Here is a 17927-nt window from a genome sequence, read left to right on the forward strand (position 1 = left end):
ATGGGCGCATGCGTATGTTTGTTCAGGCGCTGGAGGCCGTCCAGATTTTTTGCACCAGCTCATTGCGCGGGCTGCGGTTGCGGTACAGGCGTATCTCGAAGCGCACGGCAATCCCCTGCGGGTCGGCGGCCACCAGCCGGCCGCTGCGCAGGTCCTCGCCCACCAGGCCGCGCGGCAGCCAGGCCAGGCCCACGCCCTGCAGGGCCTGCTCATGCAGGGATTCGGCGAAGTCGGACTCGGTCACCGTGTGCAGGAAGAGTTCGCGCGCATCTCGGCCCAGCCCGTCCTGCAGGATCTGGCTCAGCGCCAGCGTGGGCGCATAGCCGAGCAAGCGTGCCGGCTCGCGCGCGCTGCCGGGCAGGGCGTGAAGCGCCCGGCCGTCGGGGCGCGGCGCGCTCACGGCCACGAGTTCATCGGTGCCCAGGGTCTGCCCCTCGAAGGCCTGGCCGTCCAGCAGCATGGGCAGGCGCGGGTGTGTGAAGGACAGCAGGAAATCGGCCGCGCCCTGCTCCAGCGCGGTCGCGCCTTCGTGGATGGAGCCCGTGAGTATGCGCAGGCGGAACTCGCCGGCGCCGCGCTTGACGCGCGCCAGCCAGCCGGGCACGGCGGTGCGCGACAAGGTGCGGCCGGTGGCCAGCGTGACCCAGTCCAGGCCGCCCTGCGCATGCTGTATGCGGGCGCGCACATCATTGAGGCCCATCACGGCGCGGCGCGCCACGGGCAGCAGCTCTTCCCCGGCGGCCGTGAGCGCCAGCGGCACCACGGCGCGATTGACCAGGTCGGCGCCGGCCCAGAGTTCCAGCGCGCGCACGCGGCGCGAGAACTGCGGCTGCGTCACATGGCGCAACTCGGCCGCGCGCGAAAAGCTGCGCTCGCGTGCCAGGGCAATGAAGTCTTCCAGCCATTTGTGGTCCATGGCAGCACCTTGTTGGGGAGATGGGGCGATGGTATCGCCTGCGGAGGACGCCGCCGCTGGGATTGGCCGTAGCTTGATGGATTTCGTGTTTTATGCGGCCAATCCGGAAGGCCAGGCGGCTGGCTCAGCTCGCCCACAACTCTCGCATGGCACGCGCAAAGGCTTGCGCGCGCTCAGGCGAGGGCGCGGCGATGCGCTCGCCCGCCACAAACACCTCGCCAAACGCCGCGCCCGGGCTGGAGAAGACCAGCGCATCCAGCAGATGGCCGGCCGGCACACCCAGCAACGCGGGGGATTCGAAGTCCAGCGTGACGAAGTCGGCGCGGTGGCCGGGCGCGAGGCCGCCCTGCATCTGGCCGGTGGCCGGCAAGCCCCCTGCAAGCGCAGCTTCGAACAAGCCGGCGGCACTGCTTTCGGTATCCAGCACACGCGCGGCGATATTGCGCTGGCGCAGCGTGAGGCGCTGGGAATATTCCAGCAGGCGCAGCTCTTCGGGCCAGCTGCGCGTGACGTGGCTGTCGGAGCCTATGGACCACTTGCCACCCGCCGCCGCGTAGGCCGGCAGGTCGAACACGCCGTCGCCGAGGTTGGCCTCGGTGGCCGGGCAGATCACGATGGCCGCGCCCTTATCCTGCACGCCCTGCAGTTCGGCCGGCGTGGCATGGGTGGCGTGCACCAGGTTCCAGCGGGCATCGACCTCGGCATTGTTCAGCAGCCATTCAATCGGGCGCTGGCCGGTGTGGGCAATGCAGTCCTCGACCTCCTGGGTCTGCTCGGCAATGTGGATGTGCACCGGCAAGCCGGCTTGCTTTGCCGCCGCCGTGAGTTCCTGGATGGCGGCGGGCGCCGCGGCGCGCAGCGAGTGCACGGCCACGCCAACGTTGATGCGTGCATCGCCTTGGGCCTGGCGCTGGATGCCTTCCACGATGCGCATGACGCTTTCAGGCGTCGATGAGAAACGGCGCTGGTCCTCGCGCAGGCCCGTGGCCTTGAAACCAGAGCGCATGTACAGCGTGGGCAGCAGGGTCAGGCCTATGCCGGTGCGCTGCGCCGCGCGCACCAGGGCCAGCGACATCTCGGCCGGGTCGGCATAGGCCGCGCCGCCCACGTCGTTGTGCAGGTAGTGAAAGTCGCAAACCTCGGTGTAGCCGCCGGCCAGCAGCTCGGCATAGAGCTGGCCGGCAATCGCCTCGAGCTGCTCGGGCGTGATGCGGTTGGCCGCGCTGTACATGCGGTCGCGCCAGCTCCAGAAATCGTCGGACGCATGGGCACCCGCGCTGCGACGCTCGGTCAGGCCCGCCATGGCGCGCTGGAAAGCATGGCTGTGCGCATTGACCAGGCCGGGCAGTACCGGGCCGGGCAATTGCACGGCGCCTGCTTGTTGCTGGGCGGTGGCGCCGGGCTGCACGCTGTGCCAGCTGCCATTGGCGGCCACCGTGAGCAGCACGTCCTTGGCCCATGCCCCTTGCACCCAGGCCTGGGGCGCGAAAAAAGTCTTGATGCCGCTGTTCATGGTCCCTCAGGCGTAAAGATGGTTGGCGGCCTGCAGCGCGCCAAGCACCATGTTTTTCAGCAGGGGCTGCACATGCCAGGCCAGGGCCTCGTCATAGGCGTAGGGCGGCACTTCCTGCATGTACAGGCTCTGGCACATCTCCAGCTGCACGGCATGCACGTCCTCGGCGGGCCGGCCGTAGTGGCGCGTGATGTAGCCGCCCTTGAAGCGGCCGTTGACGGCGGTGCTGATGTGAGGCGCGGCATCGCAGGCCTGCACCACCGCGGCGGTGATGGCCTCATGCGCGCTCGCGCCGCCGGCCGTTCCTATGTTGAGGTCGGGCAGCTTGCCTTCGAACAGCCAGGGGATGTGCGAACGTATGCTGTGTGCGTCCCACAGCAAGGCAAAGCCGTGCTGCGCCTTCAGGCGCGCGAGTTCGGCCGCCAGGGCCGAATGGTAGGGCTGCCAGTAGGCTTCGCGCCGCCGCGCGCGCTCTTCGGGGCCGGGCTCACGGCCGGGCCGGTAAAGCGGCGCGCCGCTGAAAAAGCGCGTGGGGCACAGCTCGGTGTTGGAAGCGCCCGGGTACATGGGCGCATCGTCGGGCGGGCGGTTCAGGTCTATCACGTAGCGCGAGTAGCGCGGCCGCAAGACGCTGGCGCCCAGCAAGGGCAAGAAGTTGTAGAGGCGGTGCAGGTGCCAGTCGGTGTCCTCGACCTGGAGTGCTTCGGGCGTGTAGCCACCCTGCAGCGCGGCCGGTATCTCGGTGCCTATGTGCGGCATGCTAACCAGCAGCGGCACCGTGCCGCGCTGGAGGCTGAAAACTTCGCTGTCGTCGCTGAAGTCACTCATGGGATTTCCTGAAAAAAGTGGGGCGCGAGGGCCCGGAAGATGTCGGCGCGATCAGTTGCGGGACAACACGGCCTGAAGGAAATCACGCGTGCGGGCCTGCGTGGGCCTGGTAAAAATGATATCGGGCGGCCCGGCTTCTATCAAGGCGCCGCCGTCCATCACCACCACGACGTCGGCGACCTCGCGCGCGAAATCCATTTCATGGGTCACGACCATCATGGTCATGCCCTCGCCGGCCAGCAGCTTCATGACCTGCAGCACCTCGCCGACCAGCTCGGGGTCCAGCGCGGAAGTGGGCTCGTCAAACAGCATCAGCTGGGGCTGCATGGCCAGCGCGCGGGCAATGGCCACCCGCTGCTTCTGGCCGCCCGAGAGGCTGGCCGGCATGGCGTGGGCCTTTTGCACCAACCCCACCTTGTCGAGCAGGGCCAGGGCTTCGGCCTCCGTTTGCTGCCTGGACAGGCCGCGCACCTTGCGCGGGCCGACGGTGATGTTGTCGATGACCGACAGGTGCGGAAACAGGTTGAAGGACTGGAACACCATGCCGACGTCTTCGCGCAAATGGTTCAGCGCCTGGTCGTCCAGCATGCGGCCGGCATCGGCCAGCAGGCGCCCGCAGATCTCGACCCGGCCGCTGTCGGGTTTCTCCAGCCCGTTGCAGCAGCGCAAAAACGTGCTCTTGCCGGAACCGCTGGGGCCTATGACCACCACCACCTGCGAAGGCTGGACGTCAAAATCAATGCCGTGCAGCACCACGTGCTCGCCGAAGGACTTGCGCAGCCCCCGGATGTTGACGATGGGTTTGCCGGCGGCGGTCGTACCGATGACGGGTTGCGGCGTGTTCATTGCACCATGCCTCCGGCGCGCAGCCGCTGTTCGATGCGGCGCAGCGCCAGCGTCGTCAAGCCGGTCAACACAAAATACATGACGGCGATCACGAGATAGACCTCCAGTGAACGGTAGGAAACGCTGATGATTTTCTGCCCCTCATGCATCAGCTCATGGATGGTCAGCAGCGACACCAGCGCGGAGTTCTTGATCAGCGCGATGAATTCATTGCCCAGCGGCGGGATCATGCGCACCAGCGCCTGCGGCAGGATGATGTTGCGCATGGCCGTGCCGTAGGACATGCCGATGGACCGCGCGGCCTCCATCTGGCCCTTGTCGATGGACTGGATGGCGCCGCGCACGATCTCCGACACATAGGCGCCGGAATAAATGCCCAGGCCGATCACGCCGCAGACAAAGGCCGGCAGCATGATGCCGAACTGCGGCAAGCCGAAAAACAGGATGAAGAGCTGCACCAGCAGCGGCGTGCCGCGTATGGCCGCCACATAGCCGGTGCACAGCGCGTAGACCACGCGCCGGGCCGGATTGAGGCGCCCTATCCCCACCAGCAAACCCATGATGCAGCCGAGCACCAGGGCCACCGCGGTGATTTCCACGGTCACCAGCGCGCCCGAAAGAAGGCTGCGCCAACCCGCGAAAGCCGGGGAGAAATCGAGTTCCATCCGATGCGCTCCCGGTCTTATTTAGCGGCGGCAGTGGTCGTGTTGCTGAACCACTTCTTCACGATCTGGGCATAGGTGCCGTCGGCCTTGAGCTTGGCCAGGGCGCCGTTGACGGCCTTGGTCAGCTCGGGCGTGTCCTTGCGCAGCGCCATGCCGTACTCTTCGGTGGTGAGCTGCTGCTCCAGCACGCGCTGGCCGCCGCGGGTGCGCACATACTGGAAGGCGGCCGGCTTGCCGGTCACGGCCGCGTCGGCGCGGCCTATGTCGACCAGGTTGAACATCTCCTGGTTTTTCTCGACTTCCACCAGCTGGACCTGCGGGTAATTGGAGGCCAGGTAGCCGACGGATTTGGTGCCCACCTGCACGGTCACCTTCTTGCCGTTCAGGTCGGCCAGCGTCTTGATGGCGGTATTGCCCTCTTTCACCATGGCCACCAGGCCGCCCGCATAGTAGGAGTCGGTGAAGTCCACGACCTTTTTGCGCTCGTCGGTGATGTAGATGGCCGACACCGCCATGTCAAAGCGCTTGGAGACCAGCCCGGGAATCAGGCCCTTGAAGTCGATGTCAATCCATTCGACGCGCTTGTTCAAGGTCTTGGCGACGGCTTCCACCAGTTCGATGTCAAAGCCGGTGCGCTTGCCGCCTTCGACGAACTCCATGGGCGGAAAGGTGGCGTCGGTCCCGACGCGAAGCACGTCCTGCGCGTGCGCGCTGAGAGTAGCCAGTCCGAGGACGGCAAAGCAGGAAGCAAGGAATTGGCGGCGAAAGTTCATGGGGTTTTCTCCAGGGGGTTAAATCAATTCAAGGGTTCAAGGACTCGGCTGCCGGGCTGTCAGCGGCTCAAGCTTCGGGAAATGCGGGCGGCGGTCACCACCGCCATCTGGATCAGGGGCGGGTGTTTGCCTTCAATGCGTACGCTGGGCGCCATCAGGGTCAGGGCGCCGACGGCTTGCTGCCCCATGGCGAACAGCGGCACGCTCACCCCCCAGACGCCGGCATCCACCTCGCTGTCGCTGACGGCAAACCCGGCCTTGCGGATCCCGGCCAGTTCAGCCAGCAATTCAGGGCTTTGGCGGTCGGGGCCGAGCACGGCGCTCAGTGCCGCGGCCGGCATGTGGGCCATCAGGCATTTCGCCGAAGCGCCTTTTTCCAGGGGCACGCTGCGGCCTTTTTCGAAGGAGCAGCGCAAGGCCTGCCGGCTCTCAACCATGTCGATGCAAACGGCCTGGCCGTTGACCGCGACAACCAGGCCGACGCTTTCCTGTGATTGCTGTGCCAGCATCAGCATCTCCTGACGCGCCTGCTGCACCAGATGGGAGGCCATGTCATAACCCAGGGCCAGTTGCAGGCTCAGGGGGCCGGGCGCATAACGGCCGTCCGTTTCAAGCACAAAGCCCCAGCGCTTGAGCGAATTGAGCTGGCGGTAAAGCGTGCTTTGGCTCAAGCCCGTCCTGCCCAGCAGCTCCACCGCCGTCAAGGGCCGGCCCTGCTGCGCCAGTGTGGCCAGCACCACCAGCGCGCGGTCGACGGCGGAAACGGCGGGGGCATCGGGCAACATCGCGTCAGTATCCGGTTCTTGCCTGTACGCGCAAAGCACTATTTCTCATTGGCTGGGAATGCTTGTTTCTTTTTTGGCGTCCGGCAGGCGAGCTCGGCGCCGTGGCCACTCGCCCAGACGCGACAGCTCAGGCGCCGGCGCGTGGTTGTTCACACGCCGGCGCGGTGCACCGGCGTGCGGCAACACTCATACCAAACGGCCTTTGAAGACAGTCTGCAGGCGCGGGTTGGCGCCCAGGGCATAACTGAGTTCGGCCGGCCGCTGCACGCCCCACAGCACAAAGTCGGCCCGCTTGCCGGCCGCCAGCTGGCCCCGGTCGTGCAGGCCCAGCGCCGCCGCCGCATGGCGCGTGACGCCGGCCAGCGCCTCTTCGGGCGTGAGGCGAAACAGCGTACAAGCCATGTTGAGCATCAGCAGCAAGGAGGTGCAGGGCGAGCTGCCCGGGTTGCAGTCGGTGGAAATCGCCATGGGTACGCGCTGCTCGCGCAGCAGGGCCACGGGCGGCAATTTGGTTTCGCGCAAAAAATAGAACGCGCCGGGCAGCAGCACCGCCACCGTGCCGGCCGCCGCCATGGCCTGCGCGCCTTGGGGCGACAGCCATTCAAGGTGGTCGCAGCTGAGCGCGCCGTAACGCGCCGCGAGTTGCGCGCCGCCGCTGTCGCTGAGCTGCTCGGCATGCAGCTTGACCGGAATGTTCAGGGCCTTGGCGGCGGCGAAGACGCGCTCGGTCTGCGCGGTGCTGAAGGCGATGCGCTCGCAAAAGGCATCGACCGCATCGACCAGGCCCTCGGCATGCAGCAGCGGCAGCATCTCGAGCACGGTGGCTACATAGGCGTCGGTGCGGCCGGCGAATTCGGCGGGAACGGCATGCGCGCCCAGAAAGGTAGTGCGTATGTCCACCGCATGGGCCCGCCCCAGCGCGCGTGCGACCGTGAGCGTCTTGCGCTCATGCTCAAGCGCCAGGCCGTAGCCGGACTTGATCTCCAGCGTGGTCACGCCTTCGGCGAGCAGCTGCTTGAGTCGGGTTTCGCTTTGCGCCTGCAGTTGCTGCGCGCTCGCGGCGCGCGTGGCCTTGACCGTGGAGGCGATGCCGCCGCCGGCGCGGGCGATTTCTTCGTAACTTACCCCGTTCAGGCGCAGCTCGAATTCATAAGCGCGGTCGCCGCCGTAGACCAGGTGCGTGTGGCAATCGATAAGACCCGGCGTGATGAGCGCCCCGCCCGCGTCATGCTGCTTGGTGCAGCGCGCCAGCAAATCGGCCGGCAGGTCGGTGCGCGGGCCGACCCAGGCAATGTTTTCGCCGTCCACCACCAACGCGGCATCTTCCACCAGGCCATAGGGCTGGGCTGCGCCGGCTTGCAGCGTGGCGGCATTGCAATGTGTCCAGAGTTGCAGGCTCATGCGGGAATCTCCATCCAGAGGGCTTGCTCTGCGGCGACGCGCACCGCGGCGCTGCCCGCCACCGTGCGCCAAGCCAGGCTGGCGGGGGGCAGTTGCAGCGTTTCTTCATCGAACAGCACGGTGGCGGTCGAGCTGTGGGCATAGACCGCGATGGTGGTGCCGGCATGCAGGCTTTCAGCAAACCGCCCTTCAACACGCAGCATGCGCGAAGGCCTGGGGCCGCGCCGCACCATGAGGTTGAAATCGCGCGTCTTGCCGTCTATCAATTCGCAATCCGTCGCCGCGCCGCCGTCGAAGAACAGGGGCGCATCGGAGGACGTCACACGGTGCGGCACACCCGCCACGTCGAGCAGCACGCCCGCGCCTTCGAGCACCGCGAACCAGCGCTCTATGCCTTCAAATCTCGAGAAGGGGCCGCTTTTGTCGACGTCGGCCACCGACATGCGCCAGGCCCAGTCGCCCGCAGCTGGCCACATGGCGAGTTCGCGCGTCACGCCGCCGCCGTTGCGCCAGGGCGTCGCAGGGATGTCGGCCAGGCGGACGATATTCCAGGTCATGCTTGAAATTTCCCGGCAAAGCTGTAGCGCGAGCCCGGGTAGACCAGGCGCGCCACACTGGCGATGTTGGCGCCGCTCACGGTGCGGCGCATCATGGCCAGGCAGGCCTCGCCCTGCTTGATTTCGAGGTGCTTGGCTTCCAGCGCGGAGGGCAGGCAGGCTTCTATCGAATAGCTGGCCTCGGTCAGCGGGGCCTCGGCCAGCAGGTGGTGCGTGGGCGAGGTTTCGCTGAAATCGGTTTCCAGGTAGCGCGGCGCCGCGGCCGGATTGACGTAGCGGTCTTCGTACTGGATGGGCACGCCGTTTTCAAGGTGGATCAGGATGGTGTGGAACACCCGCGCGCCCGGCCTGAGGCCCAGGGTGCGCGCCAGGTCGGCGCTGGCTTTTTCGGACTCGGCCAGCAGCACGCGCGAGGTGTGCACATGGCCGCGCTCCGCCACTTCCTCGTGGATGTCACGAATGGTAAGCGTGGAGGAAATACGGTGCAGCTCAGCAACAAAAGTGCCGGATCCCTGGATGCGCGTGACCAGGCCTTCGCCCATGAGCTCGCGCAGCGCGCGGTTCACCGTCATCCGGCTCACGCCGAACTGCTCCATCAGCACGGCTTCGCTGGGCACCGGGTCGCCGGGCTTCCAGGTGCCGGCGCTGATGCGTTTTTTGATGAATGCCTTGACTTGGCCGTAGGCGGGCAGGGGTGTGGTGGCCATGGTTCAGCGCAGTTGTTCGCGGATGTAAGAAAAAAACATTGTCACGCAAAAAGCCGCCGGGCAGGCCTTGCGCGCACAAACCGTAGCTTACGCCAGTTGACACAAGTTGTATAGACAACTACGATTTATACCAGTCGCCCGTCCCGCTATTTTTTGAACACGTCCGAATTTTTTGTTTTTATTTCCGGAGCAGCCCCATGTCCGACCTTTCCCAAACCCCGTTTCTCGACAGCAAGGCCCGCCCCGTTCGGGCGCCCCGCGGCAGCACGCTGAGCTGCGCCAACTGGCAGATCGAGGCGGCCTACCGCATGATCCAGAACAACCTGGATCCGGAAGTCGCCGAAAACCCCGACGAACTCGTGGTCTACGGCGGCATCGGCAAGGCCGCGCGCAACTGGCCGGCCTTTGACGCCATCCTCGACTCGCTGCGCAAGCTCAAGGCCGACGAAACCCTGCTGGTGCAGTCGGGCAAGCCGGTGGGCGTGTTCCGCACCCACCCGGGCGCGCCGCGCGTGCTCATCGCCAACTCCAACCTGGTGCCCAAGTGGGCGACCTGGGAACACTTCAACGAGCTGGACCGTGCCGGCCTCATGATGTACGGCCAGATGACGGCCGGCAGCTGGATCTACATAGGCACCCAGGGCATCGTGCAGGGCACCTATGAAACCTTTGTGGAAGCTGGCCGCCAGCACTACAACGGCGACCTCGCGGGCCGCTGGGTGCTGACCGCCGGCCTGGGCGGCATGGGCGGCGCGCAGCCGCTGGCCGCCACCTTTGCCGGCGCCTGTTCGCTCAACATCGAATGCCAGCAGTCCAGTATCGACTTCCGCCTGCGCACGCGCTACGTCGACAAGCAGGCCAAGGATCTTGACGAAGCGCTGGAGATGATCAAGCACCACACCGCGCGCAAGGAGGCGGTCTCCATCGCGCTGTGCGGCAATGCGGCCGAGATCGTTCCCGAACTGGCCAAGCGCGCCAAGGCCGGCGGCATACGCCCCGACATCGTGACCGACCAGACCTCGGCCCACGACATCATCAACGGCTACCTGCCGGCTGGCTGGACGGTCGCGCAATGGAAGGCCGCGCAAAAAGACCCGGCGCAGCATGCGGCGCTGACGAAGGCGGCCGGTGAGTCCTGCGTGGTCCACGTCAAGGCCATGCTGGTCTTCCACGAGATGGGCATTCCCACGGTGGACTACGGCAACAACCTGCGCCAGGTCGCGAAAGACTTCGGCGTGGACAACGCCTTCGACTACCCCGGTTTTGTACCGGCCTATATCCGCCCGCTGTTCTGCCGCGGCGTCGGCCCCTTCCGCTGGGTGGCGCTTTCGGGCGACCCGGAAGACATCAAGAAGACCGACGCGAAGATGAAAGAGCTCTTCCCGAACAACAAGCACCTGCACCGCTGGCTGGACATGGCCGAGGAGCGCATCGCCTTCCAGGGCCTGCCGGCGCGCATCTGCTGGATAGGCCTGGGTGAGCGCCACATCGCGGGCCTGGCCTTCAACGAGATGGTCAAGAACGGCGAACTCAAGGGCCCCATCGTCATCGGCCGCGACCACCTGGACAGCGGCTCCGTCGCTTCGCCGAACCGCGAGACCGAAGCCATGAAGGACGGCAGCGATGCGGTGAGCGACTGGCCGCTGCTCAATGCCTTGCTCAACACCGCCAGCGGCGCGACCTGGGTCAGCCTGCACCATGGCGGCGGCGTCGGCATGGGCTACTCGCAACACTCGGGCGTCGTCATCGTCTGCGACGGCACGGCCGAAGCCTCGGAAAAACTGGGCCGCGTGCTGTTCAACGACCCGGCGACCGGCGTGATGCGCCATGCCGATGCCGGCTACGACATCGCCAAACAAAGCGCCAAAGACAACGGGCTGAACCTGCCCATGATGGGAAGTTGAACCGATATGTCCGACAGCACCGCCGAGATCCATCTCACCTATTTGAATCATCCCGACGTCCAGGCCCTGGCCCTGACCGATGCCGAGATCATCGCCGCCGTCGAGCAGGCCCTGCATGCGCAAGGCAACAAGCAGACGACCATAGAGCCGCGCATGCACCTGGTGCCGGAGAAAGACTACCCCGGCCACTTCAACGTGTTGCGCGGCTATATACGCCCGCTGGGCCTGGCCGGCGTGAAGGTGGTGGGCGACTTCTACAAGAATTATGAAATCGGCCTGCCTTCGGAACTGGCCGTGCTCAACCTGTTCGACCCCAAGAACGGCTCGCCGATCGCCATCATCGACGCCTCGGACATCACCGACATGCGCACCGGCGCCATCACCGCGCTGGGCGCCAAGCACCTGGCGCGCAAGAACTCGAAAATCCTGGGCCACATAGGCGCACGCGGCACTTCCTACTGGAACGTGCGTTTGCTCAACTCGATCTACAACTTCGACGAGATCCGCGTGCATTCGCGCCGGCCGGAAAGCCGCAACGCCTTTGCCGCCAAACTGGAAAAAGACCTGGGCAAAAAAATCACCGTGACCGAGGACTGGGAGTCCTGCGTGCGCGGCGCCGACATCGTGGTCGAGGCCTCGCGCCTGGAAAAACCCACGCCCATGCTCAAGACCGAGTGGATCAAGAAGGGCGCTTGCGTGATTCCCTACGGGACCATGAGCGCCGTCGAACTTTCGCTGACCGACATCATGGACAAGATGGTGATGGACGACTGGGGCCAGGCCAAGGCCGGTCCGCTGGGTGCGCTGCGCGCCCATGTGGACGCCGGCAAGCTGTCGGAGGCCACGCTGCATGCCGAACTCGGCCAGATCGTCGCAGGCCTCAAGCCCGGGCGCGAAAGCGATGACGAGACCAATCTGTTCTGGCACCGGGGTCTCTCGCTGTCGGACATCGCACTGGGTGCCTTCATGCTCGAAAAGGCCAAGCGCATGGGCCTGGGCCAGAAGTTGCGTTTCCGCTGAGACGGGTCGCATGGTGCACGCCGCCAATTCTTCGCATGCCGGGCGGGCGCTGGTCGCCAATGCCCGCATGTATTCGGCCACACCCGCGGTCAAGGCCGACTGGAAGGCCTTGCTGGCCTGGGTGCTGGCGCGCGCGGGCCTGCCCTGGGAGCTGATTGACTACGACGCTCCGGCGCCGCTCTCGGTGCTGTGGGCGCGCGATGACCTGGGCCTGGCCATGATGTGCGGCCTGCCGTTTGCGCAGCGCGGCGAGCGGCCCACGCTGGTGGCCGCGCCGCTTCCCTCGCCGACGCGCTATGGCAGCAAGCCGGTGTACTTCACGGACATCGTGGTGCGGGCCGACGCGCCCTACCGCAAGCTCGAAGACACCTTCGGCGGCGTGATCGGCTACACCCTGGCCGACTCCATGTCGGGCGGCGTGGCGCTGCGCCACCACCTGGCGCCCTACCGCCAGGCGAAAGGCTCCCGCCTTTACCGTAAAGCCGTGGGCGAACTCATCAATGCACGCGGCGTGATCACGGCGCTGGCCGAGGGCCGCATCGATGCCGGCCCGCTGGACAGCTATTACCACGACCTGCTCAAGGCACACGACCCGGCTTTTGCGGGGCAAGTGCGCACGCTTGCCAGCACGGCGGCGCTGCCGATTCCGCCGCTGGTGGCCACGGCCGGCTTGCCGGCTGAAACGCTGCAGTGCCTGCGCGCTGCGTTGCAGGACACCTCCACGACGGCCGAAGTAGCACCCTTGATGCAGCGCCTGCTGCTTGCGGGCTTTGCGTTTCCCGATCCCGAGGGGTATATGCCGCTCGCGGCCATGGACGGCGGGCCCGCGCCCGCACTGGATGACATCTGATGACACGCTTTTCTGTTCGATCGGCCCTGCTCGCGTTTTTGCTCGCGGCTGCTTCCCTGGCCGCCACGGCGCAGACCTACCCATCCAGACCTCTGCACGTCATCGCGCCGTTTCCGCCCGGTGGCCCCGTCGACGTGCTGGGCCGCGTGCTGGCGCAAGGCCTCTCGGACGCCATGGGCCAACCGGTTGTGGTCGAGAACAAGGTGGGCGCGGCCGGCAATATCGGCATGGAGCAGGCCGCCAAGACCGCGCCCGACGGCTACACCCTGGCCATCGTGCCCCTGGGCAATATCGCGGCCAACCCGGCGCTGTACCCCAACCTGCCCTACAAGGCCGCGGACCTTGCGCCCGTCACCATGCTGGCCACAGTGGAGAACGTGCTGGTGGTGAACAGCGCCGTGCCGGCCCGCTCGCTCAAGGAACTGCTCGCGCTGGCCGCGCAGAAGCCCGGCGGCATCAGCTTTGCCTCACCGGGCGCGGGCAGCCAGTCGCACCTGGCCGGGGAGTTGCTGGGGTTGGACAGCGGCGTGCAGCTGCTGCATGTGCCTTACAAAGGCGTGGGCCCGGCGCTCAATGATTTGCTGGGCGGCCAGGTCACGATGATGTTCGCGCAGATGTCTTCAGTCTTGCCCCACGTCAAGAGCGGCAAGCTGCGCGCCTTGGGCGTGGCCAGCCTCAAGCGCTCGCCTCTGATGCCAGAGACACCGACGATTGCCGAACAGGGCCTGCCTCGCTTTGAGGCCGTGTCCTGGTATGCCCTCATGGTGCCTGCCGGAACGCCGCGCAGCGTCATCGACAAACTCAACGCGGAAACCGGCAAGCTCTTCGCAACGCCCGCGCTCAGGGAAAAGCTCGCCGCCCTGGGTATGGACCCCGCCACCGGCAGGCCCAGTGATCTTTCCGCCGCCATCCAGGCCGACACCCAGCGCTGGACCGAGGTGATACGGCAGAAAAACATCAAGCCCGAGTAAAGCCAGGCTCCCATTTCTTTGTTTCCTACGCAAGACCATGACCCTCACCATCCAACCCGGCCGCCTGACCCTGGCCCAGCTGCGCGACATCCACACCCAACCACAGGCTCTGGCGATCGACCCCGCCGCCGCGGCCGGCATACGTGCCAGCGCCGCGCTGGTGCAAAAGGCTGCCCACGGCGGCGATGCCGTCTACGGCGTGAATACCGGCTTCGGCAAGCTGGCCAACAAACGCATTGAGCAGGCCGACCTTGAAACGCTTCAACTGAACTTGCTGCGCTCCCATGCCGTGGGCGTGGGTGAGCCCATGCCCGAGCGCGTGGTGCGCCTGGTGCTGTTGCTCAAGGCCGCCAGCCTGGCGCGCGGATTCTCGGGCGTGCGCGAAGTGGTTATCGACACGCTGATGGCGCTCTACAACAAAGGCCTGACGCCGGTGATTCCTTGCCAGGGTTCGGTGGGCGCCTCCGGCGACCTAGCGCCGCTGGCCCATCTGTGCCTGCCGCTGATTGGCGAAGGCGAGGTCTTCTACAAGGGCAAGCGCATGGCTGCCGCCGATGCGCTCAAGCAAGCCGCCATCACACCGGTCAAGCTCTCGGCCAAGGAAGGCCTGGCACTGATCAACGGCACGCAGGTCTCGACCGCGCTCGCGCTGGACGCGCTGCTCGCCACCGACCGTTTGTTTGAGGCCGCCGTGATTTCAGGCGCCGTCACCCTGGACGCCGCGCGCGGCAGCGACGGCCCTTTCGATCCGCGCATCCACGCGGTGCGCGGCCAGCCGGGCCAGATCGCCTGCGCCGCCGCTTACCGCGCCATCATGGTGGGCAGCGAAATCCGCCGCTCACACCTCGAAGGCGACGACCGCGTGCAGGACCCGTATTGCCTGCGCTGCCAGCCGCAAGTGATGGGCGCCTGCCTGGACCAGATGCGTTACGCCACCGAGGTGCTGATGCGTGAAGCCAATGCGGTGACCGACAACCCGCTGGTGTTTGCCGATGACGAGACACTGCTCTCGGGCGGCAATTTCCACGCGGAACCTGTGGCGCTCGCCTGCGATGCGCTGGCCGTGGCCATCGCCGAGATAGGCGCCATCACCGAGCGTCGCATCGCCATGCTGGTGGACACCGTGGCCTCGCGCCTGCCAGCGTTCCTGACGCCCGAGCCCGGCCTGAATTCGGGCTTCATGATCGTGCATGTAACGGCCGCCGCGCTGGCGTCTGAAAACAAATCGCTGGCGCACCCGGCCAGCGTGGACAGCCTGCCCACCTCGGCCAACCAGGAGGACCATGTGAGCATGGCCACCTTCGCGGCGCGCCGGCTGCAGCCCATGCTGCGCAACACCGAATACATCGTGGCCATCGAACTGCTGGCCGCGGCGCAGGGCATTGAGTTTTTGCGACCGCTGAAAAGCTCCGCCGTTCTTGAAGGCGTGCTGCAACTGGTGCGCCAGGTCTCGCCGGCCATGATGCATGACCGCAGCCTGGCACCCGACATCGAAAGCGTGCACCAATTGGTGGCGGGCGGGCGCATAGGCCTGGCCGGAGAGGCGCAAATCACCGAGTTAACCGCCTTGCGGCTGGCATGAAGCCTGCATACATTAGCCATACCTAACTCGCCATCCAACAGAGGAGCCCTTTCATGAAGCAACAACTCGCACTTTCCCTGCTTGCCGCCGCGGCCCTGGCCATGGGCAGCGCACACGCACAAGAGACCAAGGTCGCCATCGGCATCTCGGGCTGGACGGGTTTTGCCCCGCTGACCCTGGCCAAGGAAGCCGGCATCTTCAAGAAGAACGGGCTGGATGTGTCCATCAAGAAGATTCCGCAAAAGGACCGCCACCTCGCGATTGCCTCGGGTGACGTGCAGTGCGCCGCGACCACGGTGGAAACCTGGGTGGTGTGGAATGCCAACGGTGTGGCCACCACGCAGATCTTCCAGCTCGACAAAAGCTACGGCGCCGACGGCATGGTGGTGAAACCCGCCATCGCCAAGATCAGCGACCTCAAGGGAAAGACCGTGGCCGCCAGCGCGCCCGGCACCTCGCCCTACTTCGCCCTGGCCTGGATGCTCAAGAAAAACGGCATGAGCACCAAGGACGTGAAGGTCGTCAACCTCGAACCGCAGGCCGCGGCCAACGCCATGATCGCGGGCACCGACGGCATAGACGCCGCAATGACCTATGAGCCCTACCTGGGCGCGGTGCGCGCCAAGCCCGAAGCCGGCAAGATACTCGCCACCACGCTGGACTACCCCATGGTGATGGACACCTTCGGCTGCACACCCAAGTTCCTGAGCGAAAACCCCAAGGCCGCCAAGGCCCTGGCCGACAGCTACTTCGACGCCGTCGAGATGATCCAGAAAGAGCCCAAGAAAAGCTTCGAGATCATGGGCGCCGACGTGAAGCAAAGCGGCGAAGCCTTCGAGGCCTCGTCCAAATACCTGCGCTGGCAGGACCGTGCGGCCAACCAGAAGTTCTTTGCCGCCGAGCACGCCGCCTTCAGCAAGGAAGCCGCCGAGCTGCTGATGGAAGCGGGCATCATCAAGTCGCTGCCTGACATGGGCAAGCTGGCCGATACGCGATTCCTGAAATAAGCACGCGAACGCATGCGGCCCCTGCAACCCGTATCCCCCGGCGCGCGCATCGCGCTGGGTGTGAGTTTTTTCGTTCTGTTTTTTGCCGTGTGGGCCGTCTTCACACTGGGCGGCTATGTCTCCAAGACCTTCCTGGCCGACCCCATCACCATGGTGAGATCGGGCTACGAGCTGCTGGTGAACCAGGGTTTCATCAAGGACATCGGCATGACGGTCTGGCGGGTGCTGGGCGGCTTTGCGATTGCCGCCTTGCTGGCCGTGCCGCTGGGCGTGATGATGGGCGCCTACAAACCGGTCGAGGCTTTTTTTGAGCCCTTTGTGAGTTTTGCGCGCTACCTGCCGGCATCGGCCTTCATTCCCTTGCTGATCCTCTGGGCCGGCATTGGCGAGGCGCAAAAGCTGTCGGTGATTTTTATCGGCTCCTTTTTCCAGTTGGTGCTGATGATTGCCGTCAGCGTGGGCAATACGCGGCGCGACCTGGTGGAGGCGGCCTATACCCTGGGTGCGGCCGACCGCGGCATCGTGGTGCGCGTGCTGCTGCCCAGCGCCGCGCCCGAGATCGCCGAGACCCTGCGCATGGTGCTGGGCTGGGCCTGGACCTATGTGATCGTCGCGGAGCTGATTGGCGCGTCCAGCGGCATAGGCCACATGATCACCGACAGCCAGGCACTGCTGGCGACCGACCAGATCATCTTCGGCATCATCGTGATCGGTGTCTTCGGCCTGGTGACCGACCTGGCATTTAAAGCGCTCAATCGCAAACTCTTTCCGTGGGCACAGCTAGGCCGATGACTTCTTCCACACCGATACTGACCGTCACCCAGCTGTCGAAAACCTTCGCGGCCAGCAAGGGCCCGGGTACCGTGGCGTTGCAAGCAACGGACCTGAGCGTCGCCGAGAACGACTTCATCACCATCCTCGGCCCCTCGGGCTGCGGCAAGTCCACCCTGCTGCGCATGGTGGCGGGGCTGGACACGCCGACCAGCGGCAGCATTGTGCTGGACGGCAAACCCATCACCGGACCGGGCGCAGACCGTGGCATGGTGTTCCAGAGCTATACGCTGTTTCCCTGGCTCAGCATTTTGCAAAACGTCTGCTTCGGCCTGCGTGAAAAAGGCATGGCGCTGGACGCGCAACTCGACATCGCGCACCAGTTCATCAAGAAGGTGGGCCTACAGGGTTTTGAGAACCATTTCCCCAAGCAGCTCTCGGGCGGCATGCAGCAGCGGACCGCGCTGGCGCGGGCCCTGGCCAACAACCCGCGCATCCTGCTGATGGATGAGCCCTTTGGCGCGCTGGACCACCAGACACGCGAGCTGATGCAGGAGCTGCTGCAGGGCATCTGGGAGGCCGAACAGAAAACCGTGCTGTTTGTGACGCATGACATCGACGAAGCCATCTTCATGGGCAGCCGCGTGGTGGTGATGAGCGCGCGGCCCGGCCGCATCAAGTGCGACGTCGCCGTGCCGCTGGCGCATCCGCGCCACTACTCGGTCAAGACCACGCCGGTGTTCACCGAACTCAAGGCACGGCTCACCGAAGAAATCCGCGTCGAAGTGCACCGTGCGGCGGGCCTGCAGGCGCCGGCCGCCTGAGGCGAGT

Annotated in this window: 18 protein-coding genes; 8 read left to right on the forward strand and 10 right to left on the reverse strand. The window is 65.8% G+C overall.

The window, feature by feature from the left end; genetic code table 11:
* Positions 1–22: 22 nt before the first annotated feature.
* From ACEN8I_RS01175 to hutC, 10 genes are all read right to left on the reverse strand, one after another.
* Complete coding sequence (locus tag ACEN8I_RS01175; RefSeq protein ID WP_413325418.1) at positions 23–916, reverse strand: LysR substrate-binding domain-containing protein; 894 nt, start codon at positions 914–916, stop codon at positions 23–25.
* A 124-nt stretch (positions 917–1040) separates the two neighbouring features.
* Positions 1041–2429 carry a formimidoylglutamate deiminase gene (locus ACEN8I_RS01180; RefSeq protein ID WP_413325420.1) on the reverse strand — a complete coding sequence of 463 codons (1389 nt, stop codon included), beginning with the start codon at positions 2427–2429 and terminating at the stop codon, positions 1041–1043.
* A 6-nt stretch (positions 2430–2435) separates the two neighbouring features.
* Complete coding sequence (gene hutG, locus ACEN8I_RS01185; protein WP_413325422.1) at positions 2436–3257, reverse strand: N-formylglutamate deformylase; 822 nt, start codon at positions 3255–3257, stop codon at positions 2436–2438.
* A gap of 51 nt (positions 3258–3308) precedes the next feature.
* Positions 3309–4103 (reverse strand): amino acid ABC transporter ATP-binding protein, encoded by a 795-nt coding sequence (locus ACEN8I_RS01190; protein WP_413325424.1) that lies wholly within the window; start codon positions 4101–4103, stop codon positions 3309–3311.
* Complete coding sequence (locus ACEN8I_RS01195; RefSeq protein ID WP_074576377.1) at positions 4100–4768, reverse strand: amino acid ABC transporter permease; 669 nt, start codon at positions 4766–4768, stop codon at positions 4100–4102. The genes ACEN8I_RS01190 and ACEN8I_RS01195 overlap by 4 nt, the downstream gene beginning before the upstream one ends.
* Before the next feature lie 17 nt (positions 4769–4785).
* On the reverse strand, positions 4786–5541 hold the full coding sequence (locus ACEN8I_RS01200; RefSeq protein ID WP_413325426.1) for a transporter substrate-binding domain-containing protein: 756 nt from the start codon (positions 5539–5541) through the stop codon (positions 4786–4788).
* Between the two features lie 59 nt (positions 5542–5600).
* Positions 5601–6326, reverse strand: a complete 726-nt coding sequence (locus tag ACEN8I_RS01205) for an IclR family transcriptional regulator (protein ID WP_413325429.1) — start codon at positions 6324–6326, stop codon at positions 5601–5603.
* 186 nt (positions 6327–6512) lie between these two features.
* Positions 6513–7727: an imidazolonepropionase gene (gene hutI, locus ACEN8I_RS01210; RefSeq protein ID WP_413325432.1), complete on the reverse strand. Its 1215-nt coding sequence runs from the start codon at positions 7725–7727 to the stop codon at positions 6513–6515.
* On the reverse strand, positions 7724–8284 hold the full coding sequence (locus tag ACEN8I_RS01215; RefSeq protein WP_413325435.1) for a HutD family protein: 561 nt from the start codon (positions 8282–8284) through the stop codon (positions 7724–7726). The genes hutI and ACEN8I_RS01215 overlap by 4 nt, the downstream gene beginning before the upstream one ends.
* A complete protein-coding gene (hutC, locus tag ACEN8I_RS01220) occupies positions 8281–8991 on the reverse strand; it encodes a histidine utilization repressor (protein ID WP_413325437.1) in 711 nt (236 codons plus the stop codon). The genes ACEN8I_RS01215 and hutC overlap by 4 nt, the downstream gene beginning before the upstream one ends.
* A 197-nt stretch (positions 8992–9188) precedes the next feature.
* On the opposite strand from hutC, the gene hutU reads away from it, so the two are divergent.
* Genes hutU through ACEN8I_RS01260 form a run of 8 tightly spaced genes read left to right on the forward strand, consistent with a single transcriptional unit; the run spans position 9189 to position 17920 of the window.
* Positions 9189–10895, forward strand: a complete 1707-nt coding sequence (gene hutU / locus ACEN8I_RS01225) for a urocanate hydratase (protein ID WP_413325439.1) — start codon at positions 9189–9191, stop codon at positions 10893–10895.
* Between the two features lie 6 nt (positions 10896–10901).
* A complete protein-coding gene (locus ACEN8I_RS01230) occupies positions 10902–11915 on the forward strand; it encodes an ornithine cyclodeaminase family protein (RefSeq protein WP_413325441.1) in 1014 nt (337 codons plus the stop codon).
* 10 nt (positions 11916–11925) lie between these two features.
* A complete protein-coding gene (locus tag ACEN8I_RS01235; protein ID WP_413325443.1) occupies positions 11926–12765 on the forward strand; it encodes a phosphate/phosphite/phosphonate ABC transporter substrate-binding protein in 840 nt (279 codons plus the stop codon).
* Positions 12765–13736, forward strand: coding sequence for a Bug family tripartite tricarboxylate transporter substrate binding protein (locus tag ACEN8I_RS01240; protein WP_413325445.1), 972 nt, complete (start codon positions 12765–12767; stop codon positions 13734–13736). Before ACEN8I_RS01235 ends, ACEN8I_RS01240 begins: the two co-directional genes overlap by 1 nt.
* 37 nt (positions 13737–13773) lie before the next feature.
* Positions 13774–15318, forward strand: a complete 1545-nt coding sequence (gene hutH / locus ACEN8I_RS01245) for a histidine ammonia-lyase (RefSeq protein WP_413325447.1) — start codon at positions 13774–13776, stop codon at positions 15316–15318.
* Between the two features lie 53 nt (positions 15319–15371).
* Positions 15372–16325, forward strand: a complete 954-nt coding sequence (locus ACEN8I_RS01250; RefSeq protein ID WP_413325449.1) for an ABC transporter substrate-binding protein — start codon at positions 15372–15374, stop codon at positions 16323–16325.
* Between the two features lie 12 nt (positions 16326–16337).
* Positions 16338–17117 carry an ABC transporter permease gene (locus tag ACEN8I_RS01255; RefSeq protein ID WP_413325451.1) on the forward strand — a complete coding sequence of 260 codons (780 nt, stop codon included), beginning with the start codon at positions 16338–16340 and terminating at the stop codon, positions 17115–17117.
* Complete coding sequence (locus ACEN8I_RS01260) at positions 17114–17920, forward strand: ABC transporter ATP-binding protein (RefSeq protein WP_413325453.1); 807 nt, start codon at positions 17114–17116, stop codon at positions 17918–17920. The genes ACEN8I_RS01255 and ACEN8I_RS01260 overlap by 4 nt, the downstream gene beginning before the upstream one ends.
* Positions 17921–17927 lie beyond the last annotated feature (7 nt).

It is taken from the genome of Polaromonas sp. CT11-55, from assembly GCF_047303325.1.
Classification (GTDB): Bacteria; Pseudomonadota; Gammaproteobacteria; order Burkholderiales; family Burkholderiaceae_C; genus Polaromonas.

Coding starts and splice junctions, on each gene's coding strand:
- ACEN8I_RS01175 (WP_413325418.1), bottom strand. CDS start 916: ATGGACCACAAATGGCTGGAAGACTTCATTGCCCTGGCACGCGAGCGC.
- ACEN8I_RS01180 (WP_413325420.1), bottom strand. CDS start 2,429: ATGAACAGCGGCATCAAGACTTTTTTCGCGCCCCAGGCCTGGGTGCAA.
- hutG (WP_413325422.1), bottom strand. CDS start 3,257: ATGAGTGACTTCAGCGACGACAGCGAAGTTTTCAGCCTCCAGCGCGGC.
- ACEN8I_RS01190 (WP_413325424.1), bottom strand. CDS start 4,103: ATGAACACGCCGCAACCCGTCATCGGTACGACCGCCGCCGGCAAACCC.
- ACEN8I_RS01195 (WP_074576377.1), bottom strand. CDS start 4,768: ATGGAACTCGATTTCTCCCCGGCTTTCGCGGGTTGGCGCAGCCTTCTT.
- ACEN8I_RS01200 (WP_413325426.1), bottom strand. CDS start 5,541: ATGAACTTTCGCCGCCAATTCCTTGCTTCCTGCTTTGCCGTCCTCGGA.
- ACEN8I_RS01205 (WP_413325429.1), bottom strand. CDS start 6,326: ATGTTGCCCGATGCCCCCGCCGTTTCCGCCGTCGACCGCGCGCTGGTG.
- hutI (WP_413325432.1), bottom strand. CDS start 7,727: ATGAGCCTGCAACTCTGGACACATTGCAATGCCGCCACGCTGCAAGCC.
- ACEN8I_RS01215 (WP_413325435.1), bottom strand. CDS start 8,284: ATGACCTGGAATATCGTCCGCCTGGCCGACATCCCTGCGACGCCCTGG.
- hutC (WP_413325437.1), bottom strand. CDS start 8,991: ATGGCCACCACACCCCTGCCCGCCTACGGCCAAGTCAAGGCATTCATC.
- hutU (WP_413325439.1), top strand. CDS start 9,189: ATGTCCGACCTTTCCCAAACCCCGTTTCTCGACAGCAAGGCCCGCCCC.
- ACEN8I_RS01230 (WP_413325441.1), top strand. CDS start 10,902: ATGTCCGACAGCACCGCCGAGATCCATCTCACCTATTTGAATCATCCC.
- ACEN8I_RS01235 (WP_413325443.1), top strand. CDS start 11,926: ATGGTGCACGCCGCCAATTCTTCGCATGCCGGGCGGGCGCTGGTCGCC.
- ACEN8I_RS01240 (WP_413325445.1), top strand. CDS start 12,765: ATGACACGCTTTTCTGTTCGATCGGCCCTGCTCGCGTTTTTGCTCGCG.
- hutH (WP_413325447.1), top strand. CDS start 13,774: ATGACCCTCACCATCCAACCCGGCCGCCTGACCCTGGCCCAGCTGCGC.
- ACEN8I_RS01250 (WP_413325449.1), top strand. CDS start 15,372: ATGAAGCAACAACTCGCACTTTCCCTGCTTGCCGCCGCGGCCCTGGCC.
- ACEN8I_RS01255 (WP_413325451.1), top strand. CDS start 16,338: ATGCGGCCCCTGCAACCCGTATCCCCCGGCGCGCGCATCGCGCTGGGT.
- ACEN8I_RS01260 (WP_413325453.1), top strand. CDS start 17,114: ATGACTTCTTCCACACCGATACTGACCGTCACCCAGCTGTCGAAAACC.